Origin of the sequence: Streptococcus sp. HMSC078H03 (assembly GCF_001808655.1) — a bacterium.
Taxonomy (GTDB): Bacteria; Bacillota; Bacilli; order Lactobacillales; family Streptococcaceae; genus Streptococcus; species Streptococcus salivarius_G.
On record NZ_KV794113.1, the window covers coordinates 250,931 to 265,522 of the forward strand.

A 14,592-nucleotide genomic window follows, 5' to 3' on the forward strand; every position below is an offset into this window, starting at 1 on the left:
TCATTATACCATAATCGAAAGCCCAACCATAGACTGAATTGTCAAAATATTCACTCGTTTGTATTGCCATACTTTTCTTTCAAGAAGGCAACCGCCTCTTGAACACGGTTCCGAATCAAGTTAGCAGACTCCTGCAAAAGATTTTTTTCCTCAGCCGACAAAGACAAGCGAACTGGAGCAGCCACCCCATGACGCCCTAGGATGACTGGATAGCCAAGATAGGTTTGATATGCTTCTTGATAGCTTGATACTGCCACTTCTTCTTGAGCATCCGAAAGGATAATAGACACCAAACGAAGAGCCGCACTGGCAATGCCGTAAGACGTATACCCCTTACCATAAAAGACTTTGTGGCCACCCTTCATGGATGCCATGAACAAATTTTGTCGCTCTTCTTCGCTTGTCAATTCTGTAATGTCTTGCCCTTTAACCTTGACTTGACTCCAGGCTGTAAATTGGGAATTCCCATGTTCGCCAAGATTGTAGCCAGATACTGATTTGGGATTGACTGATAAATCATCTCCTACCGCTGCCTTCATTCTCGCCGTATCGAGTAAAGTCCCTGTCCCAATCACACGTTCTCTTGGCCAGCCTGTGAATTCCTGATAGAGAGCTGATACGGCATCTACAGGATTCGAGATAACCAAGAGTATACCTTTAAAATTCAACTTTTTAAGTTCCTGAGAAACCTGATAAACAGCTTCTCGAGTAAATGGAAATTCAGCAAAGCGGTCCTCACCAGCATTGTGCTGTAACTGAATATTGCCAAGAGATGAAATAATCACATCAGCATCTTCAAGTGCTGCATAATCATTGGCAACAATGTTTGCATAGCTAGGTAGATTTGCCATAGCATCCTTAAAATCCTGGGCATCTGCCTCGGCCTTCTTCTCATTGATATCTATAAAGACATAGCTATCGGCCAAGCCTTGGGCAATTGCTCCATGAGCAACCGCAGCTCCAACATTTCCCATACCAATAATTCCAATCTTACGACTCATCGTTTTCCTCCTTAATATTTCTAGCTTCTTCCTTAGACAATCTCTTTTGAATGCAGAAAAGGGCCTGTCAATTGACACACCCTCTTTGATTAACTATTCAATTCTTGCAAAGGTTTGAAGATGATACGTTCAATATCGTTCAAATAAACAGACAAACCTTGTTGTGCAGCCAAGTATTCTTTCAAAAGGGCATTAGCTTCTACCTTTTGACCCAATTCTTGAACAGCTGCTTGTTCTTCTGCAGTTGGCATTGTACCAGCTTGCATTTTAGCATAGAAATCCTCTTGGAAATCAGTAAACTCTTTGAAAAGAGCGCTAGCCTCAGCATCAGCTGCAATCGCTTCTTTTTTCTCTACCAAAGTTTTGTACTCAGGAAGGGCACGGATACCACGTTCCAACTCATTTGCTAAATCATAAATATTTGTCATTTTATTCTCCTAGGCGATCACCACATGATAATCCGTATTGGCTTCAATAACAGTCTTAGCATGTGTGCGATCTTTTTCATTTTTAAAAGTAATTTGGAGGATACCGTGAATATCCTCACGATTTTCCTCATTAATACGAAGGTTAACCAAAGACGTTCCTCGCAGCAATTCCATAATGCTAAGGATAACGTCTTCTCGGTCAGGCACATCCACGAAAATATCGAAGGCACTTTCCACGCCACCCTTTTTGTGAATTTCCATCTCTTTACGTTTCTTACGACCGTTGTCAAAGAACTCCCAAATGGCATTCTCATCTTCAGCCTTAATCAAATCGGCCACATGGTCTAAACGTTTTTTGAAATCTTCAATACGATCCAAAACAGCTGGCCCATTGGTCATGAGAATGGAGGCCCACATGCCAGGTTCACTTTCTGCAATACGGGTCATATCTCGGAAGCCCCCAGCCGCAAAGTGATTAGTCATCTCGTGAGTCTGAGCATAATCAGCAGCCTGCTCCATAAGACCAGAAGCCAAAAGATGTGGAAAATGACTGATTTGACTGGTTACACGGTCATGTTCAGCCGCATCAATCTCCACAAATCGTGACTTAAGCCCTGACAAGATGTCCTTAAGTTCAGGGATAGTTGTCTCTCTTGTTAGACTCGTCGGTGTGAAAATATAATAGGCATTTTCAAAAAGTGTCACGTCAGCCGCAATAGCCCCTGATTTATGGGAACCAGCCATAGGGTGAGAACCTACAAACTGAACATTTTTACCTGTTAGGTAACGTTCAGCTGCCTCAACGATATCCAACTTAGTAGACCCTGCGTCTGTGATGATGACATTATCTTTGAGCTCCAAGTCAGCCAACTCCTTCAAGTAGGCCACAGTTTGCTTAATCGGCACTGCAAGGATAATAACATCCGCGAGGGGAGCAAATTCTTTGAAATCACTTGTTGCACGGTCAACGATGCCACGCTCAAGTGCAATATTTCGAGAATAGTCAGAGCGATTATATCCAAGAATCTCATAATCAGGGTGGTCCCTTTTAATCCCTAAGGCCAAGGAGCCACCAATCAAGCCCAATCCTGCGATATAAATAGTTTTCTTACTCATTACTACTCCCATCTATTGTCTGATGCTGCTTAAAAGTTTTTCACATAGGCACGGTGACGTGCTACCGCTTCTTTCAATTCTTCCATGTTGTCAGAAGAGAATTTGTCCAAGATTTCATTGGCTACGACTGTAGCGACTACGGATTCCATAACGACACCCGCTGCAGGCAAGGCCGTTGGATCTGAACGCTCGACTGTCGCCTTGTATGGTTCATGTGTTTCGATATCTACTGACATCAATGGCTTGTATAGGGTTGGAATAGGTTTCATAACCCCACGGACCACAATCGGTTGCCCGTTGGTCATACCACCTTCAAAACCACCAAGGTTGTTAGTGCGACGCGTATAGCCATCCTCTTCATTCCAGAGAATCTCGTCCATTACTTGAGAGCCCTTGAGGTAGCCATCCTTGAAACCAAGTCCAAATTCTACACCCTTGAAGGCATTGATGGATACAACTGCTTGAGCAATTTTAGCATCAAGTTTGGTATCCCATTGGACATAAGAACCAAGGCCAACAGGGACGCCGCCAACAACAGTTTCAACGACACCACCGATTGTGTCTCCCTCTTTTTTAATTTGGTCAATGTAATCTTTAATTTCTTGTTCACGTTCTTGGTTAACAACTGAAATCTCTGATTGTTGAGCCAATTCCTTGATTTGAGCTACTGTCAAATTCTCAGGCACATCAATTTCCTTACCACCAAAGACAACAACATGGTTAGCAATTTCAATATCAAGCTCAGCCAAGATACGTTTAGCGACAGCACCTACTGCCACACGCATAGTTGTCTCACGCGCACTAGAACGTTCCAAAGAGTTACGCAAATCATCGAAACGGTATTTCATTCCACCAACTAAGTCAGCATGGCCTGGACGTGGGTGAGTGATTTTACGTTTGGTTTTCAAACGGTCCTCAATATCTTCCACAGCCATGATGTCCAACCATTTTTGATGGTCCTTATTGATAACATGAAGGGTGATTGGAGCTCCTGTTGTTTTCCCATGACGAACACCAGAAGTGATTTCAACCTTATCAGACTCAATTTTCATACGGCCACCACGACCATAGCCACCTTGACGACGTTTCAAATCGCCATTGATATCTTCAGCCGTCAAGGGAAGACCTGCTGGAACACCTTCGATAATTGCTGTTAAACGTGGGCCGTGAGACTCACCTGCTGTTAAATATCTCATTTATTTCTCCAAGTACTCTTTCATTTCAACTAAAGGAATTTGATTGATAGCTGCCTTACCAATCTCTGGAACGATAACTGTCTTAATGCTATTACCACGGGCTTTTTTGTCATGTGTGAGAGCTGTATAAAGCTCCTCAACACGCCATGGCTCATAGTCTACTGGCAAGCCAAACTTAACACACATCTCAGCAATTTGACGTGTGATTCCCTTAGGCATCAGACCTTTTTCCTCAGCAACACGTGAAATCTGAACCATTCCGATAGCCACCGCTTCACCGTGCATGACTTTACCGTAACCAGCTGTTTGTTCAACGGCATGCCCAATCGTATGACCAAAGTTTAGGTACATACGGACACCACCTTCAAACTCATCTTCAACCACAATTTTACGCTTCACATTACATGAACGGTAAATAATGGTTTCTGAGTTTTCTAGGATACTGTGAACCGAACCATCAATGCTTTCAAGGAGGTGCCAAAGTTCAGGATCGTCAATCAAACCGTATTTGACAACCTCACCCATACCTTCGATCAATTCACGTTTACCAAGTGACTCAAGGACATTAGGGTCAATCAAAACCCCATCAGGCTGAGCAAAAGTTCCCACGATATTTTTAGCAAATGGTGTGTTCACACCCGTCTTACCACCAATAGATGAATCCACTTGGGCAGTGAGACTAGTTGGAACCTGAACGAAGTGAATGCCACGCATATAAGTTGAAGCAACAAAGCCTGCCAAGTCACCAACAACACCGCCACCAAGAGCAAGAATACCATCACTACGAGTCATGCCATTCTTAATCAAAAACTCATAAGCCTTGTTAACAGTTTTTAGATTTTTACTCGCTTCACCTTCTAGAAAATCAAAAACGACAACCTCAAAACCTTCGTGCTCCAAGCTAAGCTTAACTCTTTCAGCGTATAAGCCACCCACATGGTTGTCTGTAATAAGGGCAATCTTTTGTGGTTCCCAAAGTGACTTCACCCATTGACCGACAGTCTTAAGGGCTCCTTTTTCAATAATAATGTCATAAGGGTTATGTGTTAAATTTACCTCTAGTTTCATAGTCGTCCCCTCCTAGCTATTGTAAATATTTTCTAATTCCTGCCAGATGGCGTCTGTTGGCATGTCCTTGCCTGTCCACAATTTAAAGGCACCTGCTGCTTGATGAAGCAACATGCCAAGGCCGTTCACAGCCTCTATTCCCTGTTTCCTAGCCAAGGCCAAGAAAGGTGTTTCAAAAGGCTGATAAATGATATCAGCAACCAAGAGTCCCTCAGGAAATTTTGTATCTGTGGGAATAGGCAAGGATTCGCCATCCATCCCAACACTCGTCGCATTCACCAATAAATCAGCCTGGCCTAGTTCCTCTTGAAAATACTCAAGATCATTTAAAGCATGAAACTCCAAGTGGCAAGTTGCCTGTTCAAGTAAGGACTTAAAGCTCTCTTTTGCCTTATCTAATGACTGAGGGCGAACATAGACACTGACTTTTTTTACACCATCAAGAACTGCCTGCGTCACAATAGCTTTAGCAGCACCACCAGCACCCAAAATCATCAGATGAGCGTCTCTAGGGCTAAAGTCCTTTAGACTAGCAAAGAAGCCAAAACCGTCCGTATTATGACCAATCAAATGACCATCACGATTAACAACTGTATTGACGGCACCAATCAGTTGAGCTGCAGGACTAATCTCATCCAAAAAAGGAATGACTGCTTCCTTATATGGCATCGACAAGTTGATACCGAACATGTTGTAACGTCTAATATTTTCAACTGTCTCGGCTAGGTCTGACTCTGGAATCTCCCAGGCCACATAAACACCATTAACTTGTGTCTTTTCGAAGGCCGAATTATGAATGAATGGTGAAATAGAATGCTTGATAGGATTGGCAACAACAGCCGCTAGGCGTGTGTGTCCATCAATCTGCATCCAAAACCTCCCTGATTCTACGCATATCTGCAAGACCAACTTGTCCCGGAGCACTAGCATTATCAAGACTAGCAAAGGTCCATGATGACCCCACCAAATCTCCCGCAAAACGTGACAAACGACCTAGTTTACCCATTGACATAGTTACAAACTCTTGTTCAGGATTATAGGCCTTGAAACCACGTGTGAAGTTCATAAGGTCAAGAACATCCTGCTCATGCTTAGGCATAACCGCCACCTTAACCACTCTCGGCGTTAAGTTTGTCATCTCAGACAAAAGCTCCATAAGGTTTTCAGGGGTCTCCTCAAAGTTATGATAGGACAAAACCAAGTTTGAAAATTCGAGCATTTGGTCAAAGACAGCCTTACGTGTGAAATACTCAAAATCAATATAATCTGGCGAATAGATAGCAGCTACATCCTTAATTAGTGCGATGTATTCCGCATCCGTTAACTCAAGCTTGCCACCCTCACGCGTCGTACGGATGGTAAAGACAATCTCAAAGCCTGCGAATTTCTCGAAAATAGCTGGAGCAACCGTTAAGATACTATCCTTATCTAAAAAATCTGCACGCCATTCTATAATGTCTGCCCCCTCAAAACGAGACAGTTCAAGCTCTTGTGCCTCCTCTAAACTAGTTGGCATAATCGGAACTACAATTTTCATTTATTTACCCTTATTGTGTATACTTTCAAATAATTTGATGTTGGATCATTAGGATTGACGGTAAAATCCGCTGGTAATTGTTGCAGGTTAACGAAGTCCGCTGTAACATCTCCCAAACCCTTACGCAGTTGTTTTTTAAACTGTTGCACGGTCATATTAGCAGCATTGGTACTTGCAATGATTGTCCCATGCTCTGATAAAATATCAAGACTCTGTGCAATTAACTTGTGGTAATCCTTATTTGCTGAGAAAGTGCGTTTCTTATTTCTGGCAAAGCTTGGCGGATCGATGACGATAAGGTCATAAGATAAGCCTTTTTTCTTTGCATATTTGAAATAATCAAAGACATCCATCACGACCAAGCGATGATTGTCCATACTGAAACCATTAGCTTCAAAATGAGCCGTCGATAATTCACGTGAACGCTTAGCCAAATCAACTGATGTCGTTTCAATCGCTCCACCCATAGCCGCAGCAACTGAAAAAGCTGCCGTATAGGAGAACATATTCAAAACTGATTTACCCAAAGCTAGGCCATTAACTAAACCATCACGCACTTCATGCTGATCAAGGAAAATCCCCGTCATTAGCCCATCATTGAGGAAAACTTCATAAGTTACCCCATTTTCTAAAATGGTGAAGGTATCAGCCGCCTCTTGCCCAAAAAGATGGTCTGATTCGAAATCAAGACCCTTGAAGCGGATTTTCTCATAGCCTCCCAAGACCTCAGGAAAGACCATTTGGAAAGCCTCTACAATATCATTTTTCAAGGAATAAACAAAGGCATTGTACCATGAAAAGAGGGCATAATCCCCATATAAATCAATTGTGAGACCACCAAAATCGTCACCATCTTGGTTGAAAAGACGAAAAGCTGTCGTCAATTCATTATCATAATAGGATTGACGTTTGGCCTTAGCCCTTTCAAAAAGTCCTTGAAAATAAGTCACTGTCAATTGTTGTTTTTTAGGGGACAGAAACCATCCTATCCCCTTATTTTGACTTGACAAATAGCCCGTTCCTAAAAAATCTTTGGACTGGCTATAAAGGTAAACCAACTGATTATTTTCAGTTATATTTGGAAAATCTTCGGCTAAAAGAAGCTGTTTTCCTTGTTTGATTTTTTTCTCCGCAAAGGGACTTACCGTCAATATACTCATGTTACTATTATACCAAAAAAATGCTATTATTTCTGTTTCGTAACTAGATTTTATCAATTATATGTCAAGGAATATCACACTCAATGGCAGTAAATTTTTGAGAGTCATTATCTTATTTGGTATAATGATTAAGATAATATAGAATCAAAGGAAGTATTACTTTGAAAAAAATTACTGAAGCCTTTTGGAAAGGAGTTTCATCAAGACTTGGATTTATCCTCTTGTTACTCTTCTTTTACTGGCTAAAAACCATATTCGCTTATTACGTCAACATTAATCTTGAGTTGGAAAGCAGATATCAGGTTATGCTTTCGCTGATTAACCCTATTCCACTAGGATTAATGCTTCTAGGTTTAGGACTATACTTCAAGAAACGACGTTTCTTTTATAGCATTACCATTGCTATCTATGTCATCCTTAACCTCTTACTTATCGCTAATGTGATTTACTTTGGGGAGTTTACAGACTTCATCACTGTAAATACCATCCTAGCAAGTTCTAGTTCGGCAGCAGGACTAGGAGACTCCGCCAAGAACCTTCTTGAGCCAAGCTATCTCTTCTACCTGATTGATGTACCTTTCTTCATCTATGCTGGTTTCAGGAAAAAGCTTAAAATGGACAGCAAGCCATTTAACAAACGAGCTAGTTTTGCCGTCACTGCACTGTCGACACTCCTTCTCTCAGTTAACCTCTTCTTAGCAGAAGTTAACCGTGGCGAGTTGTTGACACGTGGTTTCTCAAATAACTATATTGTTCGTGCTATGGGGCTTCCCTTCTTCACAGCCTATTCTGGTAACTTAACTTATCAAGCTTCACAGGCTCGGTCATCTGCAACAGCTGAGGATATGAAAAAGGTTGAGGCTTACGTTAAAGAGCACTATGCGGCACCTGATCCTAAGTACTACGGAATTGCTAAAGGAAGAAACGTCATCGTTATTCACCTGGAAAGCTTCCAACAGTTCCTCATTGATTACAAGCTCAAAGTAGACGGTCAAGACTATGAGGTTACACCATTCATCAATTCCATTTATCACTCAAATGAAACTCTAGCCTTTTCAAACTTCTTCCACCAAGTTAAATCAGGGAAAACTTCTGATGCTGAAACCTTGATGGAAACATCTCTCTTTGGACTAAGTACAGGGTCATACATGGTAAACTATGGGGGTACCAATACAGCCTATGCGGCGCCATCTATCCTAGCTCAAACAGGCGACTATACGTCAGCTGTTTTCCACGGAAACACTGGATCCTTCTGGAATCGTAATAATACCTATAAACAATGGGGTTATAATTACTTCTTTGACTCATCAGCCTTCACTGAAAAAACTGATGAAAACTCCTTCCAGTATGGTCTAAATGACAAGTACATGTTCCCAGATTCCATCAAATATCTGGAACAAATGCAACAACCTTTCTACGTTAAATACCTTACAGTATCTAACCACTACCCATACACTTCACTCTCAGGCGATGAAAAGGAACAAGGTTTCCCACTTGCCGAAACAAAAGACGAAACAGTCAACGGATATTTTGCAACAGCTAACTATCTTGACTCAGCAATCAAAGACTTCTTTGATTACCTCAAGGAAACCGGTCTTTACGATAACTCGATTATTGTCATGTACGGTGACCACTATGGTATCTCTGATACACGAAGCAGCAATCTTGCTGAACTTCTCGGTAAGAACCCTGAAACTTGGTCAAACTATGATAAAGCCATGCTTCAACGTGTTCCTTACATGATTCATATTCCAGGCTATACTGGTGGTGGTATCTCTAACACCTTTGGTGGTGAGGTTGATGCCCTTCCAACACTCCTTCACGTTCTTGGCGTTGATACTAGCTCTTATATCCAGATGGGACAAGACCTCCTATCTCCTGATAATAAGCAAACCGTCGCATTTAGAACCTCAGGTCAATATGTTACTCCTCAATACACCAGCTACTCTGGTCGACTTTATAACACTCAAACAGGGGAAGAAATTACCAACCCTGATGAGACAACTAAAAAAGATAACGAAGCTATTCGTAAGGCAGTAGCAACTCAGCTTTCGATGAGTGACGCTGTTCAAACAGGTGACCTTCTTCGTTTCTATACGCCAAACGGTTTGAAGCATGTTGATTCTAGCAAGATTTCCTACACTAAACAGATGGATCAACTAAAAGAAATCAATAAAAAGCTGAAAGATAAATCAACCAGCCTCTACAAACAAAAAGGCAATAAATCAACAGCTAATCTATTCAAGACCCCATCTTACAAGGAACTACATCCTGCAGAATCTGAATCAAGCTCAAGTTCAAGTGAATCAGAGCCAAGTAGCTCTTCAACGGAACAGCAATAAACCTTAAAAGCAGTCCTGTTTGGACTGCCTTTTTAGATTAAACAATTATCAATCGTACTTAACTGGAAAATCATAATCCTCATAGCACTCGCCTCAAACATATTTCTTGCTAGTTTACTATAAGCGTGATTAAATAGAGTTTGTAAGAAAACTTATAAAGGAGAACAGATATGAATCCAATGGACCTATTTAACCAAGTAAAAGAAATGATTGAAAAGAAAGATTTCGAAGCTGCTAAAAAGTTTGTCGATGACAATAAAGATGATTTGGGCGAATACTTTGACCAAGCTAAGTCACTTGTTTCAGGTAACGAAATGGTTAGTGGAGCTTTAGACAAGATTAAAGGTCTATTCTAAGACGAAGTCCTCTCAATCAATAGGATTGAGGGGACTTTTTTTGTTTAGAGTTTCTATTTAGAGACAATGCATAACACAATCTAAGATTCTTTAGAAACACAAAAAAGAGATTCCTAAGGAACCTCTTTTTATTCTATATGACTATAGAATTATTTTTTCAAGTTGTAGAATGATTTCAAACCACGGTATTCTGCAACTTCACCAAGTTGGTCTTCGATACGAAGCAATTGGTTGTATTTAGCGATACGGTCAGTACGTGACAATGAACCTGTCTTGATTTGACCAGCGTTAGTTGCAACTGCGATATCAGCGATTGTTGAATCTTCAGTTTCACCTGAACGGTGTGATACTACTGCTGTGTATCCAGCTTCTTTCGCCATTTCGATAGCGTCGAAAGTTTCAGTCAAAGTACCGATTTGGTTAACTTTGATAAGGATTGAGTTAGCAGCGTGTTCTGCAATACCTTTTTCAAGGTAAGCTGTGTTAGTTACGAAGAAGTCGTCACCAACCAATTGAACTTTACCACCAAGACGTTCAGTAAGAGCTTTCCAACCGTCCCAGTCGTTTTCGTCCATACCATCTTCGATAGTGATGATTGGGTATTTGTTAACCAATTCTTCAAGGTAGTCGATTTGTTCTGCAGCAGTACGAACAGCAGCGCCTTCACCTTCAAATTTAGTGTAGTCGTAAACTTTACGTTCTGCATCGTAGAATTCAGATGATGCACAGTCAAATCCGATAAATACGTCTTTACCTGGTACATATCCAGCAGCTTCGATAGCTTTGATGATAGTTTCAACACCATCTTCAGTTCCGTCGAAACGAGGTGCGAAACCACCTTCGTCACCTACGGCTGTTTCAAGTCCACGTTCTTTAAGGATTTTCTTAAGTGCGTGGAAGATTTCAGCACCCCAACGAAGAGCTTCTTTGAATGTTGGTGCACCAGCAGGTACAATCATGAATTCTTGGAAAGCGATTGGAGCGTCTGAGTGAGAACCACCGTTGATGATGTTCATCATTGGAGTTGGAAGAACTTTAGTGTTGAATCCGCCAAGGTAGCTGTAAAGTGGAACTTCAAGGTAGTCAGCAGCTGCGCGTGCTACAGCGATAGACACACCAAGAATAGCGTTGGCACCAAGTTTACCTTTGTTTGGAGTACCGTCAAGAGCGATCATTGCGCGGTCAATACCTTGTTGATCACGTACGTCGAATCCGATGATGTGTTCAGCAATAACGTTGTTTACATTATCAACTGCTTTTTGAGTACCAAGACCACCGTAACGAGCTTTGTCACCATCACGAAGTTCTACTGCTTCGTGTTCACCAGTTGAAGCTCCTGAAGGAACCATACCGCGACCGAATGCACCAGATTCAGTGTAAACTTCTACTTCAAGTGTTGGGTTACCGCGTGAGTCAAGGACTTCGCGTGCGTAAACATCAGTAATAATTGACATTACAATACTCTCCTTATGAGTTAAAATTTTTTACACCTATATATTACCATAATATCAAGGCTTAAGCAAATTAAAACCAGAATTTTCTAGCGATTTTCTATTTTTTAATATTTTCAATTGTTTTTGAAAATCTCAGAAAGCAACTCAAATGAAAAGGAATTCAAAATATTGTATAATACAAGTAGAAAACTAAGAGGAGATTCCTATGACTTCACTTGAAAACAAAGTGCTCCAATGCGCTAGTGGCGAAAAACGCCTAAATCCCGATGAACTTCGTCAGTATTTTGGAACCTATGCGGAACGTGTAGTCCTAGCTGTTCTATTGGAAAACACCGAAAAGAAAACTGTAATTGACAATTTTCCGCAAATATTAAAAGACTTATTAGCCGTTTACCCTAATCTTAGTCTCAAACTTTCGCCAAAATTAGCCGACCAGACACAATTTACCTATATCAAGACCGCTCAAGCACTAAATATTTCTGCAACTATTGTTGACGAGGCCAAGGCCCATTCACCATACGGTCTTATCGTACATAGTAATCAAGCAGAGAATCTTGATAAAGTATTATTTTCAGAACTCTATCCTGATATCCTTGCTCCTAGTGAAACTGAACCTATCCTTGAAAAAAAGGGATTTTTTGCTAAACTATTCGGAAAATAAAAGCTGATGCAAAGTCAGCTTTTTCTTATATCACAATGTTTTACTGAGCTTGATGAGATTCCCAATATTGAGTCCTGTGCGATAGAGATTCTCCTTAGCGGTAGCTAAAACTTGGTCTAACTCTAATACTTGTCCAATGATAGGGAAAGCAGCTGAGATACCTGCTACTGGAAAATCAGGCAAGTCATCCTTCAAACTACCACAGATAGCAATGACGGGAATAGCTGATGGTGTCCGCCTAGCCACTCCGACCGGTGCCTTACCAGATAAGGACTGGCTATCCATACGTCCTTCTCCTACTATAACCAAATCAGCAGACTTCACACGTTGGTCAAAATCAACACAATCAAGTACAAAGTCAATCCCTGATTTAATTTCTGCACCTGCAAAGGCCACCAGGCCTGCAGCCATGCCTCCTCCCGCCCCTGAACCAGCCAATTTTAAAACTTCTGGAGCAAAGTCAGTGTAGAATTGTGACATATCTTGATCAACTTTTTTAAATTGTGAAGGAGACAAGCCTTTTTGTCCACCAAAAATATAGGTCGCTCCATCTTGGCCACACAAGGGGTTATCTACGTCAGTAATCAGACGAATGGTGACACTAGACAAATCAACCTTATTTTTAGAGGATACCTTCTTAATGAGACCAAGATTAGCACCTATTGGCTCAAGCTCCTGTCCCTCAGAATCATAAAAACGATACCCCAATCCATATGCCATACCAATACCACCATCATTGGTAGCAGATCCACCTACGCCTATAATAAACTCTCGGATGCCAGACTGAACCAAATGAACAATTAGTTCACCTACGCCTTGTGTCGTTAGAGCTAGAGGATTTCGTTTCTCCTTAGGAATATGCTCCAAGCCACAAATCGCAGCCATTTCAAAAATGGCAGTCTGGCCATTGCTGGCAAAAGAAACACTTCCGTCACTTGTATAGGCATGAGGAATCTTGATACTTTTCTTCTCAAGATTTAGATTTTCAGCAAGAGCATCTAAGGTGCCCTCGCCACCATCACCTATTGGCATGAGGTCAAAATCAGCGTCGGATAAGGCATTTTCAAAACCTGATTTAAGAGCTAAGGCGACCTCTTTTGCAGATAAACTTTCCTTAAATGAATCAGGTGCAATCAAAATTCGCATGATGTCCTCCTTCTATTTTTCTTTTAGGTAAGGGGATAAGGCCTGAACTAACTCTTCTGTCATATGTCGGGGACCTCGAACAGTTTTAATACCTAAACTCTTTAGTCTATCACTATCAAAGTCAGTATCATTAAAAGTGTATAAGGGTTTAATCCGCATCAACTCCTTAATACTCTCCTCTTCACGATAACCTTGATTAGGGATATTTGCCTCTAAAACTTGACAGAGGTAACGGATGGCCTTGGTAGGTGCCGTAATATAGATAGCCACAAAATCTCCCTTTTGCATACTAGCTTTCTGTGTCCAAAGAATCTCCTCATTTGCGGAAAACTCCTCCCCAATATCGTAGTATTTCAAATTTACTGGGATAATCCAATAATGAGGCTCCGAAGCCTTTCTAAGATGTTTTGGGGCCACTAGGGAGCGACTTTCACTAAGAAGCTCAAAAATGGTCTGGTCCGGCAAGGTCTCATCTAAAACAAGACTAACCCAGGTCTTCTTGGACATATGGTAGCTAGGAAAAACCCCATCCATTTTCAAGAGCTTATCCATTTGCGTCGGATTAACCTTGAGGTTAACCACATCATATGTTAATTCTGCCTTTTCTCCATCAAGCCCTAGTTTTTCTCCCTTAAGAGGAAAAAACAAGGCATACCATTTACCATCAACTCTAAAAGATAGATAGCTTGGTTCCTTCTCGAAAGGTTGGTCTGCTTGGTCTGAAAATTCTTGAGCTAAAAATTTAGCCAGGCGATTAGCTTGTGGAAATGAGAATAATTGATCTTCATAACAAGAATCAGCTACCTGTGACAGAAGTTCTCCATAAGCTTCTCTGACTTGACCAACGTAAGTTCCAGTAGCCTGAGGACTCCTGAAGATATCATAAGGCTCATCAAAATCACTATCGACAACCTGTCCCGTCAGCTTACCTTCTAAATCAATAAACAATCGAGCTTCAAGTTCTTCAGCTATCAGTGTTTTTCTGAACTCATAGCCTTGCTCGGTAGCTGTAAAACCAAAAGGCTCTAGGCTATCAGGTTTTAGGACTTTCTTTTTAAAATAAGCATCCTCAAAAGTCATTGGTTCTCCCTTTTTCTAAAAAAGAGAAGTTGAGACAAACTTATGTC

At 41.2% G+C, this 14,592-nt stretch carries 14 protein-coding genes; 3 read left to right on the plus strand and 11 right to left on the minus strand.

Features of this window, described 5'->3' with window-relative positions:
• Positions 1 to 50 precede the first annotated feature (50 nt).
• The 8 genes from HMPREF2607_RS07080 to HMPREF2607_RS07115 all read right to left on the minus strand — a co-directional run bounded on the left by HMPREF2607_RS07080 (position 51) and on the right by HMPREF2607_RS07115 (position 7,506).
• Complete coding sequence (locus tag HMPREF2607_RS07080) at positions 51 to 1,001, minus strand: L-lactate dehydrogenase (RefSeq protein WP_070476478.1); 951 nt, start codon at positions 999 to 1,001, stop codon at positions 51 to 53.
• An 89-nt stretch (positions 1,002 to 1,090) separates the two neighbouring features.
• Positions 1,091 to 1,429, minus strand: coding sequence for a YlbF/YmcA family competence regulator (locus HMPREF2607_RS07085; protein WP_002890462.1), 339 nt, complete (start codon positions 1,427 to 1,429; stop codon positions 1,091 to 1,093).
• A 9-nt stretch (positions 1,430 to 1,438) separates the two neighbouring features.
• On the minus strand, positions 1,439 to 2,545 hold the full coding sequence (locus HMPREF2607_RS07090) for a prephenate dehydrogenase (RefSeq protein ID WP_070476480.1): 1,107 nt from the start codon (positions 2,543 to 2,545) through the stop codon (positions 1,439 to 1,441).
• 29 nt (positions 2,546 to 2,574) lie between these two features.
• Complete coding sequence (gene aroC, locus HMPREF2607_RS07095) at positions 2,575 to 3,741, minus strand: chorismate synthase (protein WP_014634145.1); 1,167 nt, start codon at positions 3,739 to 3,741, stop codon at positions 2,575 to 2,577.
• Positions 3,742 to 4,809 carry a 3-dehydroquinate synthase gene (gene aroB / locus HMPREF2607_RS07100; protein WP_003094132.1) on the minus strand — a complete coding sequence of 356 codons (1,068 nt, stop codon included), beginning with the start codon at positions 4,807 to 4,809 and terminating at the stop codon, positions 3,742 to 3,744. It abuts the gene before it with no gap.
• A gap of 12 nt (positions 4,810 to 4,821) precedes the next feature.
• Positions 4,822 to 5,679 carry a shikimate dehydrogenase gene (locus HMPREF2607_RS07105; RefSeq protein WP_070476482.1) on the minus strand — a complete coding sequence of 286 codons (858 nt, stop codon included), beginning with the start codon at positions 5,677 to 5,679 and terminating at the stop codon, positions 4,822 to 4,824.
• On the minus strand, positions 5,669 to 6,346 hold the full coding sequence (gene aroD / locus HMPREF2607_RS07110; RefSeq protein ID WP_049528987.1) for a type I 3-dehydroquinate dehydratase: 678 nt from the start codon (positions 6,344 to 6,346) through the stop codon (positions 5,669 to 5,671). The genes HMPREF2607_RS07105 and aroD overlap by 11 nt, the downstream gene beginning before the upstream one ends.
• The gene (locus HMPREF2607_RS07115) at positions 6,343 to 7,506 is read right to left on the minus strand and encodes a class I SAM-dependent rRNA methyltransferase (RefSeq protein ID WP_070476484.1); all 1,164 of its coding nucleotides are present in this window, start codon (positions 7,504 to 7,506) and stop codon (positions 6,343 to 6,345) included. Before HMPREF2607_RS07115 ends, aroD begins: the two co-directional genes overlap by 4 nt.
• A 161-nt stretch (positions 7,507 to 7,667) precedes the next feature.
• Here HMPREF2607_RS07115 and HMPREF2607_RS07120 point away from each other — a divergent pair, with 161 nt between their 5' ends.
• On the plus strand, positions 7,668 to 9,848 hold the full coding sequence (locus HMPREF2607_RS07120) for an LTA synthase family protein (RefSeq protein ID WP_070476485.1): 2,181 nt from the start codon (positions 7,668 to 7,670) through the stop codon (positions 9,846 to 9,848).
• Positions 9,849 to 10,018: 170 nt separating this feature from the next.
• Positions 10,019 to 10,204: a hypothetical protein gene (locus HMPREF2607_RS07125; RefSeq protein WP_002890454.1), complete on the plus strand. Its 186-nt coding sequence runs from the start codon at positions 10,019 to 10,021 to the stop codon at positions 10,202 to 10,204.
• Between the two features lie 149 nt (positions 10,205 to 10,353).
• Here HMPREF2607_RS07125 and eno read toward each other — a convergent pair whose 3' ends face one another.
• Positions 10,354 to 11,658 carry a surface-displayed alpha-enolase gene (eno, locus tag HMPREF2607_RS07130; RefSeq protein WP_002886048.1) on the minus strand — a complete coding sequence of 435 codons (1,305 nt, stop codon included), beginning with the start codon at positions 11,656 to 11,658 and terminating at the stop codon, positions 10,354 to 10,356.
• A 205-nt stretch (positions 11,659 to 11,863) separates the two neighbouring features.
• Here eno and HMPREF2607_RS07135 point away from each other — a divergent pair, with 205 nt between their 5' ends.
• Positions 11,864 to 12,319 carry a YueI family protein gene (locus tag HMPREF2607_RS07135; RefSeq protein WP_021144479.1) on the plus strand — a complete coding sequence of 152 codons (456 nt, stop codon included), beginning with the start codon at positions 11,864 to 11,866 and terminating at the stop codon, positions 12,317 to 12,319.
• Positions 12,320 to 12,349: 30 nt separating this feature from the next.
• On the opposite strand, the gene HMPREF2607_RS07140 is transcribed toward HMPREF2607_RS07135, so the two are convergent.
• Positions 12,350 to 13,465 carry a glycerate kinase gene (locus tag HMPREF2607_RS07140; protein ID WP_070476487.1) on the minus strand — a complete coding sequence of 372 codons (1,116 nt, stop codon included), beginning with the start codon at positions 13,463 to 13,465 and terminating at the stop codon, positions 12,350 to 12,352.
• A 12-nt stretch (positions 13,466 to 13,477) separates the two neighbouring features.
• The gene (locus HMPREF2607_RS07145; RefSeq protein ID WP_014634137.1) at positions 13,478 to 14,545 is read right to left on the minus strand and encodes an MmcQ/YjbR family DNA-binding protein; all 1,068 of its coding nucleotides are present in this window, start codon (positions 14,543 to 14,545) and stop codon (positions 13,478 to 13,480) included.
• Positions 14,546 to 14,592: the final 47 nt, after the last annotated feature.

Coding starts and splice junctions, on each gene's coding strand:
- aroB (WP_003094132.1), bottom strand. CDS start 4,809: ATGAAACTAGAGGTAAATTTAACACATAACCCTTATGACATTATTATT.
- HMPREF2607_RS07135 (WP_021144479.1), top strand. CDS start 11,864: ATGACTTCACTTGAAAACAAAGTGCTCCAATGCGCTAGTGGCGAAAAA.
- HMPREF2607_RS07140 (WP_070476487.1), bottom strand. CDS start 13,465: ATGCGAATTTTGATTGCACCTGATTCATTTAAGGAAAGTTTATCTGCA.
- eno (WP_002886048.1), bottom strand. CDS start 11,658: ATGTCAATTATTACTGATGTTTACGCACGCGAAGTCCTTGACTCACGC.
- aroC (WP_014634145.1), bottom strand. CDS start 3,741: ATGAGATATTTAACAGCAGGTGAGTCTCACGGCCCACGTTTAACAGCA.
- HMPREF2607_RS07145 (WP_014634137.1), bottom strand. CDS start 14,545: ATGACTTTTGAGGATGCTTATTTTAAAAAGAAAGTCCTAAAACCTGAT.
- aroD (WP_049528987.1), bottom strand. CDS start 6,346: ATGAAAATTGTAGTTCCGATTATGCCAACTAGTTTAGAGGAGGCACAA.
- HMPREF2607_RS07115 (WP_070476484.1), bottom strand. CDS start 7,506: ATGAGTATATTGACGGTAAGTCCCTTTGCGGAGAAAAAAATCAAACAA.
- HMPREF2607_RS07080 (WP_070476478.1), bottom strand. CDS start 1,001: ATGAGTCGTAAGATTGGAATTATTGGTATGGGAAATGTTGGAGCTGCG.
- HMPREF2607_RS07085 (WP_002890462.1), bottom strand. CDS start 1,429: ATGACAAATATTTATGATTTAGCAAATGAGTTGGAACGTGGTATCCGT.
- HMPREF2607_RS07090 (WP_070476480.1), bottom strand. CDS start 2,545: ATGAGTAAGAAAACTATTTATATCGCAGGATTGGGCTTGATTGGTGGC.
- HMPREF2607_RS07125 (WP_002890454.1), top strand. CDS start 10,019: ATGAATCCAATGGACCTATTTAACCAAGTAAAAGAAATGATTGAAAAG.
- HMPREF2607_RS07105 (WP_070476482.1), bottom strand. CDS start 5,679: ATGCAGATTGATGGACACACACGCCTAGCGGCTGTTGTTGCCAATCCT.